General features: G+C 61.8%; 16 protein-coding genes and 1 tRNA gene. 12 read left to right on the top strand and 5 right to left on the bottom strand.

What is annotated here, in order from left to right; translation table 11 throughout:
• Nucleotides 1–64: 64 nt before the first annotated feature.
• On the top strand, nucleotides 65–886 hold the full coding sequence (locus PLANPX_RS18675; protein ID WP_152100195.1) for an SDR family NAD(P)-dependent oxidoreductase: 822 nt from the start codon (nucleotides 65–67) through the stop codon (nucleotides 884–886).
• A 155-nt stretch (nucleotides 887–1,041) separates the two neighbouring features.
• Here the strand turns inward: PLANPX_RS18675 and PLANPX_RS18680 are convergent, their stop codons facing one another.
• Entirely contained in the window at nucleotides 1,042–1,455 is a 414-nt protein-coding gene (locus PLANPX_RS18680) for an Hpt domain-containing protein (RefSeq protein WP_172992170.1), read from the bottom strand.
• Nucleotides 1,456–1,688: 233 nt separating this feature from the next.
• On the opposite strand from PLANPX_RS18680, the gene PLANPX_RS18685 reads away from it, so the two are divergent.
• The 3 genes from PLANPX_RS18685 to PLANPX_RS18695 all read left to right on the top strand — a co-directional run bounded on the left by PLANPX_RS18685 (nucleotide 1,689) and on the right by PLANPX_RS18695 (nucleotide 2,598).
• A tRNA-Ala gene (locus PLANPX_RS18685) sits at nucleotides 1,689–1,761 on the top strand.
• A gap of 77 nt (nucleotides 1,762–1,838) precedes the next feature.
• Complete coding sequence (locus PLANPX_RS18690) at nucleotides 1,839–2,048, top strand: hypothetical protein (RefSeq protein ID WP_152100197.1); 210 nt, start codon at nucleotides 1,839–1,841, stop codon at nucleotides 2,046–2,048.
• 79 nt (nucleotides 2,049–2,127) lie between these two features.
• Nucleotides 2,128–2,598 (top strand): hypothetical protein, encoded by a 471-nt coding sequence (locus PLANPX_RS18695; protein WP_152100198.1) that lies wholly within the window; start codon nucleotides 2,128–2,130, stop codon nucleotides 2,596–2,598.
• A 38-nt stretch (nucleotides 2,599–2,636) separates the two neighbouring features.
• On the opposite strand, the gene PLANPX_RS18700 is transcribed toward PLANPX_RS18695, so the two are convergent.
• Genes PLANPX_RS18700 through PLANPX_RS18710 form a run of 3 tightly spaced genes read right to left on the bottom strand, consistent with a single transcriptional unit; the run spans nucleotide 2,637 to nucleotide 7,573 of the window.
• Entirely contained in the window at nucleotides 2,637–3,926 is a 1,290-nt protein-coding gene (locus PLANPX_RS18700; RefSeq protein ID WP_152100199.1) for a hypothetical protein, read from the bottom strand.
• 54 nt (nucleotides 3,927–3,980) lie between these two features.
• Nucleotides 3,981–6,944 (bottom strand): serine/threonine-protein kinase, encoded by a 2,964-nt coding sequence (locus tag PLANPX_RS18705; protein ID WP_152100200.1) that lies wholly within the window; start codon nucleotides 6,942–6,944, stop codon nucleotides 3,981–3,983.
• Complete coding sequence (locus tag PLANPX_RS18710) at nucleotides 6,941–7,573, bottom strand: sigma-70 family RNA polymerase sigma factor (protein WP_152100201.1); 633 nt, start codon at nucleotides 7,571–7,573, stop codon at nucleotides 6,941–6,943. The genes PLANPX_RS18705 and PLANPX_RS18710 overlap by 4 nt, the downstream gene beginning before the upstream one ends.
• Before the next feature lie 218 nt (nucleotides 7,574–7,791).
• Between PLANPX_RS18710 and PLANPX_RS18715 the strand changes: the two genes are divergently transcribed.
• From PLANPX_RS18715 to PLANPX_RS18745, 7 genes are all read left to right on the top strand, one after another.
• Nucleotides 7,792–9,486 carry a glycoside hydrolase family 9 protein gene (locus PLANPX_RS18715; RefSeq protein ID WP_152100202.1) on the top strand — a complete coding sequence of 565 codons (1,695 nt, stop codon included), beginning with the start codon at nucleotides 7,792–7,794 and terminating at the stop codon, nucleotides 9,484–9,486.
• A 338-nt stretch (nucleotides 9,487–9,824) separates the two neighbouring features.
• On the top strand, nucleotides 9,825–10,835 hold the full coding sequence (locus PLANPX_RS18720) for a LacI family DNA-binding transcriptional regulator (protein WP_152100203.1): 1,011 nt from the start codon (nucleotides 9,825–9,827) through the stop codon (nucleotides 10,833–10,835).
• 208 nt (nucleotides 10,836–11,043) lie between these two features.
• Nucleotides 11,044–11,598, top strand: a complete 555-nt coding sequence (locus PLANPX_RS18725) for a PEP-CTERM sorting domain-containing protein (protein WP_172992171.1) — start codon at nucleotides 11,044–11,046, stop codon at nucleotides 11,596–11,598.
• 311 nt (nucleotides 11,599–11,909) lie between these two features.
• Nucleotides 11,910–12,815: a hypothetical protein gene (locus tag PLANPX_RS18730; protein WP_152100205.1), complete on the top strand. Its 906-nt coding sequence runs from the start codon at nucleotides 11,910–11,912 to the stop codon at nucleotides 12,813–12,815.
• An 11-nt stretch (nucleotides 12,816–12,826) separates the two neighbouring features.
• Nucleotides 12,827–13,300 carry a hypothetical protein gene (locus tag PLANPX_RS18735; RefSeq protein WP_152100206.1) on the top strand — a complete coding sequence of 158 codons (474 nt, stop codon included), beginning with the start codon at nucleotides 12,827–12,829 and terminating at the stop codon, nucleotides 13,298–13,300.
• Between the two features lie 80 nt (nucleotides 13,301–13,380).
• A complete protein-coding gene (locus tag PLANPX_RS18740; RefSeq protein ID WP_152100207.1) occupies nucleotides 13,381–14,556 on the top strand; it encodes a DUF1559 domain-containing protein in 1,176 nt (391 codons plus the stop codon).
• Nucleotides 14,557–14,703: 147 nt separating this feature from the next.
• Nucleotides 14,704–16,680, top strand: coding sequence for a glycoside hydrolase family 44 protein (locus PLANPX_RS18745; RefSeq protein ID WP_172992172.1), 1,977 nt, complete (start codon nucleotides 14,704–14,706; stop codon nucleotides 16,678–16,680).
• Here PLANPX_RS18745 and PLANPX_RS18750 read toward each other — a convergent pair.
• A complete protein-coding gene (locus tag PLANPX_RS18750; RefSeq protein WP_152100209.1) occupies nucleotides 16,634–17,575 on the bottom strand; it encodes a diacylglycerol/lipid kinase family protein in 942 nt (313 codons plus the stop codon). The two genes, PLANPX_RS18745 and PLANPX_RS18750, sit on opposite strands and share 47 nt — an antisense overlap.
• A gap of 133 nt (nucleotides 17,576–17,708) precedes the next feature.
• Between PLANPX_RS18750 and PLANPX_RS18755 the strand changes: the two genes are divergently transcribed.
• Nucleotides 17,709–18,542, top strand: coding sequence for a hypothetical protein (locus tag PLANPX_RS18755; RefSeq protein ID WP_152100210.1), 834 nt, complete (start codon nucleotides 17,709–17,711; stop codon nucleotides 18,540–18,542).
• The last annotated feature ends 17 nt before the right edge of the window (nucleotides 18,543–18,559 follow it).

Here is an 18,559-nt window from a genome sequence, read left to right on the forward strand (position 1 = left end):
TTTTCACTCATCTCGTATTAACTATTAGTACGTCTTCACTCGTCAGCATCGAAAGATATCAATCATGTCCAACAACGGCAGAGCCTTCCGACTCGACGGACGCGTCGCCCTCGTCACTGGCAGCACTCGCGGTCTCGGTAAGCAAATCGCGTTGTCGCTGGCCCAAGCTGGCGCCAAGGTGGCGATGAACTACGCCAACGACCACAGCACGGCGATGGCTGCGTTCGCCGATCTGCAATCGGTCTCGCAAGAGTCATGTATCGTCCGCGGCGACGTCACCGACGCGGCGAACGTCGACCGGATGTGTCAGGAAGTCGCCGACACGCTCGGGCCGATCGACATCCTTGTGATCAACGCGACATGCGCTCAACCGGAGCTGCCGTTTGAAGAGTACGAATGGGACTTCTTCCAAACGATGCTCGACTTCTTCGTGAAGAGCCCGGTGCTGTTGATGAAGTCGTGCCTGCCGCACATGAAGGAACAGCAGTGGGGTCGCGTCATCCACATCACGAGCGAGGTCCTCGCACTCGCTTCGTCGCCGTTCAGCGCGTACGTCGCTGCTAAGGGTGGCCAGACGGGCCTCGCGCTCAGCACCGCTCGCGAACTCGCCGGCTCCGGCATCACGGTCAACATGATCGCTCCCGGTTGGATCCCCGTCGAACGACATGCCCACTACTCGAAGGAGCAGATGAACGGGTACCTCGAAAACGTCCCCGCCGGCCGGATGGGAACTCCCGACGACGTGGCGCCGACGGTCATCTACCTCGCCAGCGAGGAATCGCGGTTCGTCACCGGCCAAACGCTTTCGGTCAACGGCGGCAACACGGTGCTGAAGAGCGTCCTCAGCGAGAGCGGCTACATGTTCAGCGGGAACGCGAGCGAATAGTAAGCGAGTTTTTTGGCGTCGCGTTAGATCATGCTTTGAGAAGAGGCGGCAAACAATGAACGGGCAGACACAGGCAAGCAACGGCGAGCAGCAGTCGCCCAAGCGTCGATTGACGCGATGCCTTGAAAATCATGTAAACACGGCGGCTGCGGGAGCTAGCGCGATTGCTGATGCTCAGCCAGCGCTTGACGCAATTGCGCGCCTGCTTGCTCCAGCGTCGGGAGGGCGGCGTGCACCGCTGCCCACTCTTTCCGTCGCGACGCCTCTTCAATCGTAAAGGCCGCATCGACCGCCAGCAGGCCGTCGAAGTTCGCCGCCAGCCCCTTCAAACTGTGCGCGACTCGCTCGGAGGCCGCTGCATCTTGCTTCTCGACGGCGCCGCGCAGCCGCGTCTCCAGCTCAACGCTATCTTCTAGATAGACCGTGATCAGCATCCCGAGCAAATCGCCGTCGCCATCGAGGCGTTCCAACGCCGCCCTTAGGTTGCAAACACGATTGGCCGCCGCCTCGCCTTGGGAATTCCCCGCCGCTTTGCCGCCCGCAGCGGCCCCTGATGATTCCGATTGCATCGATTGCTCTGTTCCGGAGGAGCGTGGTGGCGTCGCGTTCCCATTGTGGAGCATCCTGCCGCACGACGCAATTCGCCCACGCGATTCAGCGTTCCCGTGCCGTCATATCGAATCGATCGCGGCAAATGCAGGCGTTTTCCTACATGGAGACAGCGACTTTGCAAAGCGCCCAAAGCATCGTAGAATCGTGAGTCTCGCCGCGGACCAGCTGCGGCGAGTGAGTCGTTCGCGACGGGGCCATAGCTCAATTGGGAGAGCGCTGCTTTTGCAAGGCAGAGGTTAGGGGTTCGATCCCCCTTGGCTCCACTTCTTCTCGTTCGCATGGAATCGACGGTTGCAGCCGTCGCTTCCAAGCTGATTCATCAGGTAACGGCGTCAGTCAGATGAATCCCTCCACTTGCGACAAATGCGGCGGCAGCGATCTACACGAGGGAACGGTTGACGCGTTCCAGCCGATTGTCTTTCGCCCAACCGGCCCCAACGAATACCTGCCGAAATCCGTGACGGTCCTGGCCCGGCTCTGCGCCACCTGCGGGGTCATTACGCTATCGGCGGACGCCGCCTCGCTCAAGGCGTTTCATTTGAAGCCGTAATTCGGACGGCACGGCATTCGCTCCTAGCGTTGGCAGTCCATTCAACGCCTGCCAACAATTCTTGAATTGGAGCGATGCGATGAGTCTTCTTGCTGATTTCGTGGCGCGTACCCTGCAAACTGCAGCCCCGGCTACTGCTGCGACGACGGCCGCGGTGGCCGCCTGCGGCGCGCTGGAAAACGATAGCAGCGCCGCCCCCGTCAACGCGGTGAGCCACATCGCCTGGGGCGACGAAGCGGCGGAGCACGACGAACTATCTGCGAAGTATACGCTTACCGGCGCTGCCTTGAACGCCGCGGCGATCACGTCGTGGGCGGCTGTTTACGAACTTGGCTTCGGCCGAGCCGCCCGGAACGGGAATGTTTCGCGAGCGCTTCTCGGCGGCGTCGCCACGGCCGCAGCGGCTTACGTGGTTGACTACCACGTCGTGCCGCGACGGCTCACGCCAGGCTTTGAGAAGCGACTCTCGTCGCCGTCGATGTTCGCGGCGTATGCGGCGCTCGCCGCCAGTTTGCCGCTGGCATCGCTGATGCGTTCCAAGCAACGCTAAATAAGCGCCGCTCGCTTCGCTAGCAGGCTGCAGCGACGCTACTTGTGATAATGGTTCGCTGCCGGCAGGTTTGCCTCGCCACGGCGACGCCAGGCCTTCCGTAGCGGAACGAACGTTAACGCCACCGCGGCGCCCAGCCCAAGCATACGCCGATCGCGGTGGTCGTTAGAATCCGCATGAACATCCGCCGACGCGAGGGAGCCTTCGGTTCCCCATTCCGCGAAGGCAGCGTCGTACTTAGCGGCGTCGCTCTGAGAAGTCCCGTTCAACATTGGCGCGACGGCCACGTCGTCGCCGTTCAGGCTTGAGAGTTCGATTGCCTCCAAAAAGTCGACGACTTCCGGCGGCAGGCCCGCCTCTTCGGCAACCGCCGCTTCTTCAGCGGCGGCTGGCGTCGCTGGTGCGTGAGCGGCTTCAGCCGTCTGCTGCTCCCGCTTGTTGAACGACGCCGGCGATAGCGTTGTCAGGGAAGCCAACTCGATTTCAGCACGATCGTCCGCAGGGACGTCGCCTTCGGGCTGATCCGCAAAATGCAGCCTCGTACTCGCGGCGTCCGCTACTTCGTAGACCACGGCCCGGCCGCGCAGACCTTCGCTGCGAATCGCCTCGTCGCTGCGCGCTTCGCCACGGCCGCTAAGCTCTTCGAGGCGAGACTTCGCCCGCGCAATGCCCTCTGTTCCGTGCCCGTTCGAGAGCGTAAGACCCGTCGGCGCCACGAACGGCGTCAGCGCGATTTGCCCTCCCTCGTTGCTGCCATGACTCGGCTGCTCCGACGGCATTGGCGTCGGGATTACGGAGAGGTCGCTGTTGATAGACGGCGACGACTGCTCCGGCGATTGCAGCGTCAGATTGTAATCGCCGTCAGCCGTCAAGCCGGGGACGTCGAACCCCTTATTGTTCGATAGCGATGATTCGCCGAACGAGGTTAGGGTTCCGTCGTTGAACTCCCTCGTCACGAAAATATCTTCGAGGCGGCCTCTGACCACGCTGACCAGCGCTTCGCCGCTAATCGAGAGCGTGCCGTTTGTACTGAGAATGAACGTCTGATCGCGGAGATCTTTGAAATCTTCCACGTTGAACGTGCCGATGGCGCTTTCGCTCGCGGCGACAGTGCTGAAATCGAAGGAAAGAGAGATCAGCCCGCCATCAGTCGCCGCGAACTGCTCACTCCCGTCGAACTCAGTCTTCAAATCGCCGACGTTCGTCGACAGCGCGATCCGCGATTCGCAGCGCTCAAACCGCAACCGACGGCGCGATAATGCTGCGCTCCGCGCGTTGGCGGCGCGAGCAGTCGAGACGGAGCGAATCCATTGGAAAAGGCGACCCATATCGTATGGTCCGAAGCTGGTGGCAGCGGCGACATCCTGTCTGGCGGCGAATCGCTACGGCGATCCGTCGAGCGGCTGGCGAGGAGTTTCTAATTTAACCCAAATCGGGTGATCGTGCAAAAAAGCGAACGCGGCCTCATTTTTCAACGCGGCTAGATCGTTCCCTTGTTCCGCCGCTTGGCGGAGAGTTTCAACGGTGGCCGTTTCCACAGCTGCGAGCGACTCTGGTTCGTCCGGCGTTCTCTCGCCACCGGCGTCCATTTCGCGCAGGAGCGTAGCTGTCTCTGCTAGCTCGCTCGCAACTTTGCCCAGATGTTCGCCATCCTTCGGCCATAGCTGCCGGCGCCGTAGCGTCACGTCGGCCGCATCCTGTAAGCGTCCGGCTGCGCGGAGCGCTCGGGCGTAATTGAAAAAGTGCTTGCTGAGGAATTCGCGATACTCGGCGATTTGCGGAGCGGCGTCGAACGCGATTTGCTGATGCTTGATCGACGTCTGGTACACGGGAAGCGATTCCTCCGCGCGGCCCGACGATTCGATCGCCATCGCGCGGTTGTTCAACACCGCCCCTGCCAGGCTGCGGAAGGTGAGCTCGCGCGGATAGTCTTGCGCGAGCTGCAGCGCGATTTCTTCCGATGCGGCGAACGATTCGATGGCGCCCGAAAAGTCTTGCAGTTCCTGCTGAGCTTGGCCGAGGTTGTTCAAGAACACCGCCAAGTCGCGGCGGTAGAGCACGACGGCGCCCGACTTCCGCGCCAGCTGCCGCTGTAAATCGATCGCTTTACGGTACGAGACGCACGCTTGTTCCCAATCTTTGCGGTGACCGAGGATGGCGCCGAGATTGTTTTGGCACAGCGCGAGGTCGCTGCGGAACGCATCGCGCGAATCGTTCTCGGCGACAAGCTTGTCGAGCAATGCGATCGCGTTCCGGCACGATGCTTCGGAGTGGCTCCAGTCATCGCCGCGCTCGACGAAGCTGAGGTTGTTGAAGCCAATCGCCAGATCGTGCCGCAAATCGACGTCGTTTGGTTTTGCCTCAAGCAATTGTCCCAGCAAGCGGATCGTCGCACTGAGCGATTTGCGAGCGGCCGGCTTCTCGCCCAATTGCCCCTGCAGCAGGCCCAGGTTGCTGTAGGTTTCGGCTAGCGCTTGCTCAGGTGCGTCGGCGCCCGGCTCGCGGTCGGCGATCGCTTGCTGCAAGGCGACCGCCTTCGCGTAGGAATCTAGAGCTTCTTGCGATTCGCCGATCGCCGCCAGCAATAGGCCGAGGCTGTTGTAAGTATTTGCCTGTCGGGCGCGCAGCGACTCATCCTCGGGCGCCGCGGCGATGAGTTGATCGAACAGCGCGAGCGACTGCCGGCAGAATTGGAGTGCATCGTCGCGTTCGCCGAGGGCCTCGGCAATGACGGCGGCCTTGTTGTAGGCGCCTGCCATATCTGAGGCGAGCAGCGCGTCACCGTTCGCCCGCGCAATGAACTGACGGTAGTACTCGAGCGTGTCATTGAGCAGATCGCGCCGCAATGGTTCGCCGCCAGGAAGACGCGCCAGATCGTTCGCGACCGTGCCGAAGCGATCGACCACTTGTCGGGCTTGCTGGTAGTGCTCTTCCGCTCGTTGGCGGTTCGCTTCCGAAGCGGCAAGCGCTTCCTTGGTACGACGCTCGCCCTGTGCGATCATCAGCGCCGAGGTGGCGGAGACGCAGGTGAGCACTACAAGGAACGTGGCGGCCAAGGCTACCGACCTGCGGTGCCGCAACGCCCACTTGGCGGCACGGTCGGTGAGAGTCGGCCGGCGGGCTTCGGTCGGTTCGCCGTTGAGGAAGCGACGCAAATCATCCGCCAGGGACTTCGCCGTGGGATACCGTTCGTCACGCGACTTCGCGAGGGCTCGCAGCGCGATTGTTTCCAAGTCGTACGGCACTGCTGGATTCAAACTGCGCGGCGAAACGGGTTCCACCGATTCAATCTGCTGCAAAATCTCCTGGCGGCCGCTGCCGACATGCGCGGGACGAAGCGTCAGCAGTTCGTACAGCGTCGCGCCGAGCGCGTAGACGTCGGTACGGCAATCGACGAAGGCCGAGTTGCCTGCCGCCTGCTCGGGGCTCATATAGCGGATCGTGCCGACGATGTCGCCGGAAATCGTTACGCCTGAATCGGATTGAATGCGAGCGAGCCCGAAGTCGGTGATCCAGAGCTTACCGTTGCGGTCGAGCAGCAAGTTCGACGGCTTCACGTCGCGATGGATGACGCCCAACTGGTGCGCGTGATCGAGCGCATCAGCCGCCTGCAGCATCAGTCGGGCGACGCTATGGCAGTAAGTGCGACTATGCGTCGACACTCGCGTGGAGAACGCCGAGTCGATCGCCGTCTCTCGTTCACGTTCCGCGGCCTTCATCACCGCGGCGGCGTGCGAGTGAGAGATCGTCGGATCGCTGGGAGTTGCGTAACCACGCAGGTCGTCGATGGCGTGCTCCAGCGACTGCCCAGCGATGAACTGCATCGCAAAGTAATGGACGCCCCGCTCTTGGCCGACGGCGTGAACCGGCACGATGTTCGGATGATGGAGCTGCGCGGCCGCTTGCGCTTCGGTGCGGAAGCGCGCGATCTGCCGCTCGTCGAGCATCGCCGCGAATGGCAGCACCTTCAGCGCGACCTGACGATTAAGCGAGAGCTGCCGTGCTTCGTAAACGACGCCCATGCCGCCGCGGCCGACTTCGCGAATGATTTCGTAGTCGCCCAGCCGCTTGGGCCGTTGCCCGCCCGTCATCACCTCGTCGGGCCGCGTCGCTGCAGCGGGACGGAGGTTCGTCGTCATCTGGTGGAGAACTTGCAAGCTATCGGCGTACGACCGCAGCTCATCCGCAAGGTCTGGATATTCCGCCGCGAGCCGCTCGACGTCGGGCGGAAGCCCTGTCGATTCAAGCTCGCTCATGTATTGATCGAGGATCGTCGCCAGTCGTTCACTGTGCGCCTCGATCTGGGGGGAGACGATCGTTTCGTCTTCGTTGCCGCCGGCGGTCATACCACCCCCCGGGCGCCGAGCCGCTCACGAAGTTGCTTCACGGCCCGCAGCCACAGCATTCGCACCGCGCCAGACGAGCGTTCCATGCGGCGGGCGATCTCTTCGAACGGCAACGCCTCGATGTGCCGCAACACGATCACATCACGGTAGTCGGTTGGCAATTCCGCGAGCTGGTCGGCCAACACAAGCTCCACCTCGCGGCGATGGGCGCCGGCGCTTGGCGAAGATCCTGGATCAGGAATCACCGCTTCCAGCCGCGCGGTCGATTGCTCAAGCGCCGTGGCGAGCCGTTCCAATGACACCTCGCGGCGAACGTCCCGCTTTTCGGCAAGGACGTGCTGCTCGACGACGCGACAGAGGTTGTTAACGAGAATCTTCCGCAGCCAGGCGATGAATTCCGCCGAGCTCTGCCCGCGGAACTGGGGGAAGTCGCGGTGGGCTTCGAAGAATGTTTCCTGCACCACATCGGACGGACTCACCCGCACCCGCAGATTCTTCTCCAGCTGGGCGAGGACGAGGAGCTTTAGGTAGTTTGTGTAAAGCTGCAGCAATTCGCCCAACGACTCGACGGAACCCGTTTGGGCCGCGGTGAGGAGTTCGTCGGTTCTGGTTCGGCTGTGATGGGGCATAAATGGGCGCCATTCCTTTCAGTATGGAACTGGCCGCTTGGCTGGCGAATTGTCACCAGCTTTCGAACATTTTTCCTGATTGCCGAGAAACTGGGCGAATGGAGGGGTAGGGGAAGGGATTCGCCCTTATTTTGCCCCGTCGCTCCCGTTCGATTATAAACGCCGTACGACTTTTCGCCCGCGCCCTGAATCTGACGCAATTCCCCGGGAAAAGCCCGATGCCTGGTCTCCGCTGGCTCTGTTCGACCTGGTGCCTGCTCGCCGTGCTGGCAGCCGATGCGGCAGCGGATGATCAAGCTGCTCCGCCAACGGCCCCCTCGATCCGCCTCAACACCATCGGCTACCTGCCTGGCAAACCGATGGTCGCCACGGTCGCTGCAGTCACCACGGACGGGGGCAAGTATCAGATCCGCCGGCTCCGCGACGGGGCGGTCGTGTGGGAGGGCGATCTGTCGGCGCCGCAGCCGAACGCCGACACCGGCGAACAGCTCGCAACTGCCGACTTCACGAAACTCGCCCCCGCGGCGGGTGAGTACGAAATCGTGCTCGTCGACTCGGGCGAACGCACAAGATTTCACGTTGCAGAGAACCTTTACCACGAGCCGTTCCGCGTGGCGACGCGGGCGATGTATTTGTGGCGCTGCGGCATGCCGGTCTCCGGCGATCACCAAGGCGCCCACTTCGAGCATGGCCCCTGCCATCTCGAGGACGCTTACCTCGACCATGTCGGCGGCGGCCATGTACAGCGGGCGAGCGTCGGCGGCTGGCACGACGCCGGCGACTACAACAAGTACGTCGTCAACGCGGCCGCGACCGTGGGGATGATGTTCCGCGCTTGGGAAGATTTTGGGCCGGCGATTCAACAGATCAAACTCGACATCCCGCCGACGGATTCCAAGCTGCCCGAGTTCCTTGCCGAGATCAAATGGGAACTCGATTGGCTGCTAACGATGCAAGCCGACGATGGCTCGGTCTATCACAAGGTAAGCGCGCTGAACTTCGGCGGCCTGATTGCCTCGGACCGCGACAGCGATCCGCGTTACCTCGCCCCTTGGAGCAGCGCGGCGACCGCCGCGTTCACCGCGACGATGGCCCAAGCGGCGCGGCTCTACGCACCGTACGACGCGACGTTTGCTGACCGGTGCCGGGCGGCTGCGCTCCGCAGTGCGGAGTTCTTGCGAAAGCACCCCGAAGACCACGAGGCGGACCAATCGGCATTCAACACCGGCGGCTACCATGCACCAGACGGCGACGACCGCCTGTGGGCCGCGGCGGAAGTGTGGGAGACGACCGGCGATGCTGCCGCTTTAGCTGAACTTGAAGAGCGCCTCGCCGCTCATCCGAACTTCGACGTCGACTGGGATTGGCAGCATCTTAAGAATCTCGGACTGCTGACTTATCTCTTCTCTGAACGCGAAGGGAGAAACCCCGAGCTCCTCGAGCGATTGCACAAAGGCGTCATCGCCGCGGCTGATGAGACGGTCGCGGCGGCGGCGAGTCATGGGTACGCGCGGCCGTTCACGAAATATTACTGGGGCTGCAACGGCACGGTCGCTCGTCAGGCGACCGGACTCGAGGCCGCCTACCGACTCTCCGGCAACGAAGCCTATCGCCACGCCATGCTCGACGGGCTCAATCATCTATTCGGCCGCAACTGCTTCGGCCGCTCGTTCGTCACGGGCCTCGGCGGGCAACCGCCGCTGTTTCCCCATGATCGTCAATCGGCTGGCGACGCCGTGGCGGCGCCGTGGCCTGGCTATCTGGTCGGCGGCCCCAACCCGAAGGCGACCGATTGGTCCGACGCCACGGAGGACTATCGAACCAACGAAATCGCCATCAACTGGAACGGGGCGTTGATCTATGCGCTTGCTTCGCAGTTGCTGCCGGTCGACCACTCCGCAACATCACGCTAATTCGCAGTGAGACTTTTGCCATTGCGTGCGGAGTCATTCCGAGCGGAGCGAGGAATCTAGCAGCTAAGTGGCGCTCGAAGATTCTTCGCTCTCCCTGCAAAACTTCTCGGCCCTTCTGCCGCCCGTTTGCAAAATCAACGAACGGGCTGGAAATAGAATTGACACCGGTGGCACATTCGACCAAATTGCCATCGGTGGCAACTCATCTTTTCGGCTTTTCTTCGGGTTTATTCACTGGAATACGCATAACCGGCCCCGCACCTGCGACCGGTGGCATATAGTTGGCAAACTGACCTGCCAACTGAAACCCCAGCGTCTTCCACAGAACCGTGACCAAGATGCCCGCAACGATTTACGACATCGCGCGCCAGGCTGGGGTTTCGAGCTCCACAGTCGCCCGCGTCCTCCGCGGCGACACGAAGGGCGATCGCAAGGACAGCGCCGAACGGGCGGCCCGCATCCGGCAAATCGCCGACAGCCTCGGCTATCGCCCGAACCTGCGGGCGCGGGCCTTCTCTGAGCAACGCACCAAGGGAGTCGGCCTCCTCTACACCGACGACGCGTGGGTGTTCGAAGGCGTCAACGATAAGGTCTTGCAAGGCCTCGTCCGCGAATTGCGGAAGCACGATCATCACCTTCTCCTCGTCCCCGTCGACGAAGGGGGCGACTGGGAAGAACTGCTGCTCGGCGGGCACGTTGACGGATGCGTCACGTTCCAGCCACTCTCGGAACCAGTGCGCAACGGCATCCGCCAAGCTGCGCTCCCCTGCGTGCTGCTGGGCGACAACTCCGACTGCGATCTGCCGCACATTGTCGTCGACGACGTCGCCGGCTCTTACTCCGCGGCCCGTCACTTGATCGCGCTCGGCCATCGCCGCATCGGGCTGTACGTTCACAACACGGTCAAGCCGCACTGCAGTATTCAAGAACGCTTCCAAGGTTTCGAAACCGCGATGACGGAAGAGGGGCTGGAGCCCAACTTCTGGCATTGCTCGGAAGACGAAATGATCTCGGTCCTCACGCGCGGCGGCGCTAGGCCGACGGGACTCATTTGCTATAGCGATCTCGAGTCGACGCTTATCGGCCACGCGATGTGGCAATACGGGCTGAAAATCCCCGCCGACCTCAGCCTGATCGGCTTCAACGATAAGTTCGCGACGAAGTACATGACGCCGCCACTGACGACGGTGGGCTTCGACGCGAACCAGATCGGCACGCTTGGCGCCGAGTTGATCATCCGCAGTCTCACGAGCGACGGTTTGTCCGAAGATCAACCGCCGACGTCGATCCAAGTGAAAACGCAACTGATCGTGCGCGGCTCCACCGCCGCTCCGCCCAAGAACGCCTAAATCCAACAACCCGTGAGGGATATCGAATTAACACATTTAACCGTCCCCCAAGGACCCCGCTCTCCTCTGATGAATCAGCCTGAAGCGAACTTCTTTTCTCACTTCTCTTGAAAGGCGACTAATGATGCAGCGAAGCAAACTCCCCGCGCATGTAATTGGCGCAACCCTGGTCGCATTGTTGTACTCAGCGTGTCCCGCACAGGCCGACATGTTGCTCTCCGGATTCGAAGGAGACCTCACGTCATCCGCGGGCCCCGCCTGGGCGACGAATCTGACTCGTAGTTACACGGCGGTCGGAGCGACGCAGGGCGCCACGGCGCTACAACTCACGCACGGCACTGGTTGGACGCAAGACTTCATTCTCGACGGTGGAGCTGTCGCTCCGCTGGTCGCGGCCAGCACGAAGTTCACGCTCGACGCCACGACGCCGGCCACCTCGGAATGGCGGCAGCTTTTCATCGTGATGCAAGGCGCCGGCCTCGGTTGGTCGCAACGCGGGCCGTGGGAACTCCCGGCCGGCGTCACGACGCCGGTGACGCTCGACCTGCAAGCCGAAGGTTTTAACACGGCAGCCGCGGCGGGCGACAAATCGTGGTGGCAGATCGTGTTGATCGTCCAAGGCGGCGACACGGGAGCGCCGTCGCAAATCACCACGACGATCGACAACATTCGTTTGAACCCTGTGCCCGAACCAGCGACTGTCGGTTTGGCGCTCGGCGGAATGATCGGCATGGCGCTCGTCCGTCGACGCCGTGCTGCGTAAGAATCGTTCGCAGGCGGCGTCATCGGCTGCGGGCCGATGGCTCCGACTTGCGAGCCGCGCGACGCCGGCCTGCCCTGCGCCTTGGGGGGCAGTGGGGCAGGTCGGCCGCGGGGCGAAAACTGCTTTTCGAATTCTTTTCAACGGGTCTGAAGCATTGGTCTGAACGATCGGCGGCGCCGCACGAACCGCGGCGCCGCCATCGACGAGAGTCGCATGACCATGGATGCGTGGTCCATGAGTCGCGTCAAACCGGGCAGCGCGGCCGTGCGATTTAGTCACCTACACCTCGATTTCAGGAAAAGGGCGTGGAAATGAACCGCAACACTCTTCGATCCAGCAGACGCCTGGCCGGTTGCATCGCACTAATCGCAACCATCTTCTTCGGCAACGCCGCCGTCGTGAACGCTGACACGCTACTCTCCTCGTTTGACACAGATCTGAGCAGCTCGCTCGGCGTGAATTGGGAAGTCTTTGGACCGAATTGGTCAACCCAGCATGTCGCCCAACTGTCTCAAGGAACGGGGGCCCTCCGCGTTCAACACAACCCAAATTGGGAAGTCGGCCTCAAGCTCGTCGGCGGCGAAGCCCTCGCGCAACTGATCACCACGAGCGATCGACTCGAATTCGACGCGATGGGAGCGTACGGCATGGCTTGGCGTCAAGCATTTGTCGTCCTCAATGGAAACAATGAATACGTTGGCTTTCAACAAACCGAAGAGTTTGGATTGCCGGTTCCAAGCGACCCGTTTAATCACATCGTCATCGAATTGACCGATGCGAACCGCAATGCCGCTGGCGCGCAGAATTGGAAGGCGATGGCTCAAGCATGGCTAAACGCTCCCGCCGGCAATACGAAAACTTACTTCGAGCTGATGATCGGCTTCCAAGGAGGCACCAACGCGCCAACAGCCGACTTCAACTTCGATACCGCCGTCGATGGGAAGGACTTCCTAATCTGGCAGCGCAACTTCGGCAACATGGAAGCAGGGCCTGAGCAGGGCGATACAAACTTCGACGCAATCGTCGACGGCGTTGATCTGAACGCCTGGAGTACCGAGTTCGGTCGGCCAGTCACGTCCACCATCGACAACATTCGCTTCACCACGACGCCGGCAATTTCGGCCGTGCCCGAACCGGCGAGCGGACTCGGCTGCTTCATGGCTTTCGCACTCACTGCGGCGGCACGGCGACGTCACCGATCTCACGTAAGCGCATAAAGGACGGTGCGATGAGAAGATCCGACGACAAGCGTTGGCGCTTCATGTACGGCAGCTGCTCCATGAGCGTTCTTGGCGGAGCAACGCTCTTGCTGCTTCAGCTCGGGTGCTCCGGAAGCAATCCGTATGACTTGGTGAACGTCTCCGGCAAAGTGACGTATGAAGACGGATCGTTGATCCCTGCCAAGTCGATCATGCTCAAGTTCAATCCGGAAGTAGCTGCGATCGATACGAAGACGCACCCGCGAAAAGGGTTCGCCTTAGTGAATGTGAGCGACGGGACGTTCGAGTACGCCACGACGCACACGCACGCGGATGGACTCGTGGCTGGTAAGCACAAGGTTTTGATCGTCGCCTACGGCGAAGAAGGTAAATCGGCGAAAGTTGTTCCACCGGAATACCTCCGCCCCGATACGACGCCAGTTGAGATCGATACGGAAAATGCGTCTCTTGAAATCAAGGTGAAGAAGCCGAAAGGCGCCTGACAGGGGCCGCTTCGTTTTTCAAGTCTCAAGCGATTCGCGCCGTCCCGGACGACACGAGCACTTTAGATAGGTAGGTTACCATGAATCGCGATCTTCCTAGTCGCCGTCGACGCGTCTCAGCAGTTCGCACGCAACGACACGGCTTCACGCTGGTGGAATTGCTCGTCGTGATTGCCATCATTGGCGTCTTGGTCGCGCTATTGCTCCCGGCGGTGCAGGCCGCGCGCGAGGCCGCGCGGCGCTCGCAATGCACCAATAGCATTCGGCAACTCGCGATCGCGTGCGTTACCTACCACGACGCGAAGAAGAGCTTCCCGCCCGCGCTGACTTATTCTGAGGCGGCCCTGAGGGCCCGCGGGAACACCCCGACGGCGAACGGCATGAGCGGCGTCGACGGCAACCCGTACCACGGCCCGAATTGGGCCATCATGATTCTTCCTTACATCGAGCAGCAGCCGCTGTACTCCCAATTCAATTTCAAAGAATACATTTCCGCTGACGTCAATCGCGAGCCGCGCGGCGCTAACCTTCCGACGATGCTGTGCCCGACCGATTCGGCGTTCAACACGCAAATGTACAGCGCCGTTGCGGCTCAGGGCGGCGACAACTGGGCACGCGGCAACTACGGCGCGAATAGTTCGTTGTCGCATTGCAAAGACGGCAACTTGGCATTCTCGCCCACGCAAACCGAGCCCGCTCACATTTGGTTTGGCACTTCTTCTTGGGGCGACCTTTCGTGGACGCGCGGCGTGATGGGCGGCAACACAGCGCTGTCGATTAAGCAGATTGCCGACGGCACGTCGAACACGGTGCTTTTGACCGAACTGCGTGCTGGCCTAAGTCCCGGCGATCGTCGCGGCATTTGGGCAATGGGCATGGCGGGAGCGAGCAGCGTGTGGGCTCACTCGACGGATGACTGCATTGGTCCTAACTCATGCATCGCGGGAGCCGACAATATTCTCGGCTCCAATCGAGCCGTGGCCGAGGCCGGCGAGGGAACGCTCCTGCAAAACTGCATGGGCGTCAGTAGTGGCGGCAGCACCAGTTTTCAAGCGGCGCCGCGTAGCCAGCACGTCGGCGGCGTTAACGTTGCCTTCGCGGATGGGAGCGTATCGTTCATCACCGAGAATATTGAAACGCACCATGGCGCAGGCGAGAACATTGCCTACGAACTGACGGGCTTCCGAGATCTTGGCGCTTGGGAGAAAATCATGTGTTCCTCCGACGGCGGATCGTTCAATCGCAGCGAGTTCTGAAAAAAGCTAGCAGCTAGAATTGGCGCCCCGACGCTTGTTGTGACGATCGCCGCCAACGCTAAGAATTGAACGCATCGCCATGCGAAGGCGCAACCGCGCGTCAACGCATGGCCCGGCTGATGACTCCACCCGATGAGGCGACGACGCATGACGTTCAATGCTTGGCGCGGACTTCTCGCCATCGGCGCACTCCAGGCGGCGCTCTCTCTCTCATCGACGCCGGCCCGCGCGATCACGCCCGACAATCCCGGCGCCGCCGACGTACGGCTGACGGTCAACTCGCTTGCCAAGCCTGCCCGGCCAATCTCGCCCTACATCTACGGCATGAACTTTTTCGCCGGCTCGTCGCTGAGCAATCCGGTGACGCTCGACCGGCTCGGCGGCAATCGCTGGACCGGCTACAACTGGGAAACCAACGCCTCGAACGCCGGCAGCGATTGGTATCACCAGAGCGACAATTTTCTTACCAACGGCCAAAGCAATACGGCACCCGGCTTCGCGGTGCTTGGCTCATTGCAGTCGGCCGCCGCGCACGATCGGGCCCTCATCGTCACTGTGCCGACCGCCGGCTATGCCGCCGCGGACGCATCCGGGCAAACGGTTACCGAAGCACAAGCGGCTCCGTCGTCCCGCTGGAAGGAAGTCGTTGCGCAAAAAACGACGAAGTATCCGGGGGCGTCGCTATCGCTCACGCCGAACAAAACCGACGGTTACGTGTTCACCGACGAATTCGTCAACTGGGTCGAGAAAACGAAGCAGCCGGGGCAGGAGGTTTTCTACAGCCTCGACAACGAGCCCGGCTTGTGGAACAGCACGCACGCGCGACTCCACCCGAGCCAACCCACGTTCGCTGAGCTCCGCGACAAGACGATTGCCCACGCGGCCGCGATCAAGAACGTGAATCCCAACGCAAAAGTCTTCGGCGGCGTCGGCTACGGCTGGCAAGACTTCGTGCAGCTACAAGACGCCGGCGACCGCGTGACGTCACCCTCGCATCCCGGCGGCGACGAGTCGGGCGAACTTCATTTCTACGAGTGGCTGCTCAAAGAGACCGCCGCCGCGGAAGCGGCGCAAGGCCGCAAGCTGATGGATGTGCTCGATTTTCATTGGTACCCGGAAGCGACCGGCGGCGGCGTCCGCATCGTCGAGAACAACAATTCGCCGGCCGTCGTCGCGGCGCGTGTCCAGGCGCCGCGCTCCCTGTGGGATCCGACGTACGTTGAAACGAGTTGGATCAGCCAATGGGGCACTTGGAGCGGCAGTCCCGGCAACCCGGGCCCGATTAAACTGCTGCCGCGCGTCCAGCGCGACATCAACGACTTCAACCCCGGCACGCGGATCGGCATCACTGAATACAACTACGGCGGCACGAATCACATTTCGGGCGGCATCGCTCAGGCCGACGCGCTCGGCGTCTTCGGCGTGCAGGACGTTTTCGCGGCGACCTTTTGGAGTTTGCACGGCGATAGCCAATCGCAGTACGCCGCCGGGGCGTTCAACATGTACCTCAATTACGACGGCAACGGCGGCAGCTTCGGCGACGAGTCGATCACCGCCGCAACGAGCTCGCTCGATCAGTCTGCGGTCTACGCCAGCCTCGATTCAGAAGATCCGAACCGCATGGTGCTCGTCGCGATCAACCGCACCGCCGCGGCGAAAACGACGGCGCTGGAAGTGACGCACGACCAACGGTTCGATCTCGCCGAGGTTTACCAACTCACCTCCGCCAGCGCGACTCCGCAGCGGGTCGCTGATATTCCAATCGAGCTGGTCAACGCCTTTCTCTATACAATGCCCGCCTACAGCGTTTCGACGATCGTGCTCCGCAGCGGGGCTGACGGTGATTTTAATCTCGATGGCGTGGTCGATGGCGACGATCTCTCTGTTTGGAAAACCGGCTACGGCACGCCAAGCGGCGCGACCTTCCGCGATGGCGACAACGACCGCGATGGCGACGTCGACGGCGACGACTTCCTCGCTTGGCAACAGGCCGCGTCGGGCAGCGGCTCTACGACTGTTCAAGCCGCCGTTCCCGAACCTAGTTGCGTCGCGCTGTCGCTCATCGCGCTCGGCATGCTCAGCCAACGGGGGCGAAAACCCGCAGCACGCGCGGCAACACGGTGAGCTTCAGCTCGCGCTCGCCTTCTTCCGGCCGCAGCCACGGCTCGCCATCGACATGAGCCGCGAACGGCAAATCGCTCTCGACGGTCATCGCCGAGAACTCGCCTTGCTCAGCCCATGCGCTGGCCGCGCGTTCGCGACCGAGCGAGCGGTAGATTTCCCACAGCATCCGCAATCGCGACGCCGGCCGAGCGACCAAGTAGTCGAACCGCCCATCGTCGATTTTCGCATCGGGCATGAGGTAAAACTTGCCGCCCGAGCGGCACCCGTTGCTGATCGACAAAATCGCCGACTCGCGTTTGAGCCGCTGGCCGTCGACCGTCAGTTGCAGCCGGGCGATCGGCGGACGGCGCACCAGCGTTTGCAGCGCAGCGCGTAAATACAATCCTGAACCGCGCGGCCAAGTGAGCCGGTGGCTGGCGAGATTGATCTCGCCTTCTAGCAGTGCGCCAAGGTTGTTGATCGCATACCGACGCCGCCCCGTGGCGGTTTCGACGATCGCCGCGTCGACGGCGCGCGTTTGGCCGTCGGCCAGCAACTTAACATTCCGCAGCAGATTCTTCTCAATTCCCAGCGCAAACGCAAAATCGTTCCCCGAGCCGGCTGGGATGACGCCCAGCGGCGGCCGTTCACTATCAGCAATCGCCAACAGTCCATTGGCAACTTCATGAACCGTGCCGTCTCCGCCAATCGCGACGACGCCGTCGCATCCTGCGGCCGCCGCTCGCGTGGCAAGTTCCACCGCCTCGCCACGACATGTCGTTTTCAGGAGTTGCAACTCCACGCGACCAGCGAGCGCCTGCTGCATCTGCTCTGCGAGTAACGCCGTGCGTCCGCGATCGGATTGCGGATTCAAGATGGCGGTGAGGCGGCGCATCTGGCTAGTATCGACAAGCATTCGCGACTTTGGAAGCGAGAAACGCCGCGTTACGTGCGGCGGGGACGTGCCGCTCCGAGTTGCTTTCACCCAGCCGCCCCTCTAAGCTGTTGTCGATAGGATTGCTGGAAGATTGTCCAGTCGTAAGCCGCGCATGAGCGAACCATCGCCGATGATCAAATACGAGGTCAAGAAGCTCGGGGTAGGGGGCGTCCTCGATCAGGCGATCGCGGTGCTGCGCGACCACTTCGGCGTGCTGCTGATCACCTCGCTGATCGTCGTCGTGCCGCTGGCTTTGGTCAACGTGGTCGTCGCCTATTGGCTCCAACCGCAGATTCCGCCTGAGCCGCGTTCTCCTGACGAGCTCGTTGAATTCTACGAGGCGATTTTCACGCCGCTGCTCCCGCTGATTCCCCTCTGGATCATTCTCGCGTTCATCGCCTCGCCTCTCTCCTACGGGGCGGTGGTGTACGCAGCGTCGCAGTTTTATCTCGGGGGGGCGGTCACGTTCAAATCGGGTTGGAAAAGGGCGTTCGAGCGCAAGTGGGCGTTGATTGGCACTTGGTTGCTCTACACCATCCTGCTCACAGTGGGCATGTTCCTCTGCATGGTTCCTTATTTCATCTTTCTCTTTTGGTTTTTTGTTTTCGTTCAAGTCGTCGTGCTCGAGCGCAGGGGCGGCGGCGGCGCGCTTGAGCGCAGTAAATCGCTGATGTCCGGGCACTACGGCGAAGCGATTATTCTGTCGCTCATCGTATTTTTCATTACCACGGCGTTGTCGATGTTTTCGCACCTCTTCAGCAATCGGCTACTCGCCGGCATCCTCCAAATCATCGTGCAATCGGCAATGATGACGGTCGGAGCCGTCGCTACAACCGTCTTCTACTACTCGTGCCGTTCTGATCGGGATGGATTCGACCTGCTCTGGCTCGCTGACATGGTCGCGGCTCCCGACGAGCCGGCGCCAGACGCCAATCAGCTTTGGTAACCCTTCGCCTCGCCGCC

The sequence above is a fragment of the Lacipirellula parvula genome (assembly GCF_009177095.1).
Lineage (GTDB): Bacteria > Planctomycetota > Planctomycetia > Pirellulales > Lacipirellulaceae > Lacipirellula > Lacipirellula parvula.

Coding starts and splice junctions, on each gene's coding strand:
- PLANPX_RS18675 (WP_152100195.1), top strand. CDS start 65: ATGTCCAACAACGGCAGAGCCTTCCGACTCGACGGACGCGTCGCCCTC.
- PLANPX_RS18680 (WP_172992170.1), bottom strand. CDS start 1,455: ATGCAATCGGAATCATCAGGGGCCGCTGCGGGCGGCAAAGCGGCGGGG.
- PLANPX_RS18690 (WP_152100197.1), top strand. CDS start 1,839: ATGAATCCCTCCACTTGCGACAAATGCGGCGGCAGCGATCTACACGAG.
- PLANPX_RS18695 (WP_152100198.1), top strand. CDS start 2,128: ATGAGTCTTCTTGCTGATTTCGTGGCGCGTACCCTGCAAACTGCAGCC.
- PLANPX_RS18700 (WP_152100199.1), bottom strand. CDS start 3,926: ATGGGTCGCCTTTTCCAATGGATTCGCTCCGTCTCGACTGCTCGCGCC.
- PLANPX_RS18705 (WP_152100200.1), bottom strand. CDS start 6,944: ATGACCGCCGGCGGCAACGAAGACGAAACGATCGTCTCCCCCCAGATC.
- PLANPX_RS18710 (WP_152100201.1), bottom strand. CDS start 7,573: ATGCCCCATCACAGCCGAACCAGAACCGACGAACTCCTCACCGCGGCC.
- PLANPX_RS18715 (WP_152100202.1), top strand. CDS start 7,792: ATGCCTGGTCTCCGCTGGCTCTGTTCGACCTGGTGCCTGCTCGCCGTG.
- PLANPX_RS18720 (WP_152100203.1), top strand. CDS start 9,825: ATGCCCGCAACGATTTACGACATCGCGCGCCAGGCTGGGGTTTCGAGC.
- PLANPX_RS18725 (WP_172992171.1), top strand. CDS start 11,044: ATGTTGCTCTCCGGATTCGAAGGAGACCTCACGTCATCCGCGGGCCCC.
- PLANPX_RS18730 (WP_152100205.1), top strand. CDS start 11,910: ATGAACCGCAACACTCTTCGATCCAGCAGACGCCTGGCCGGTTGCATC.
- PLANPX_RS18735 (WP_152100206.1), top strand. CDS start 12,827: ATGAGAAGATCCGACGACAAGCGTTGGCGCTTCATGTACGGCAGCTGC.
- PLANPX_RS18740 (WP_152100207.1), top strand. CDS start 13,381: ATGAATCGCGATCTTCCTAGTCGCCGTCGACGCGTCTCAGCAGTTCGC.
- PLANPX_RS18745 (WP_172992172.1), top strand. CDS start 14,704: ATGACGTTCAATGCTTGGCGCGGACTTCTCGCCATCGGCGCACTCCAG.
- PLANPX_RS18750 (WP_152100209.1), bottom strand. CDS start 17,575: ATGCTTGTCGATACTAGCCAGATGCGCCGCCTCACCGCCATCTTGAAT.
- PLANPX_RS18755 (WP_152100210.1), top strand. CDS start 17,709: ATGAGCGAACCATCGCCGATGATCAAATACGAGGTCAAGAAGCTCGGG.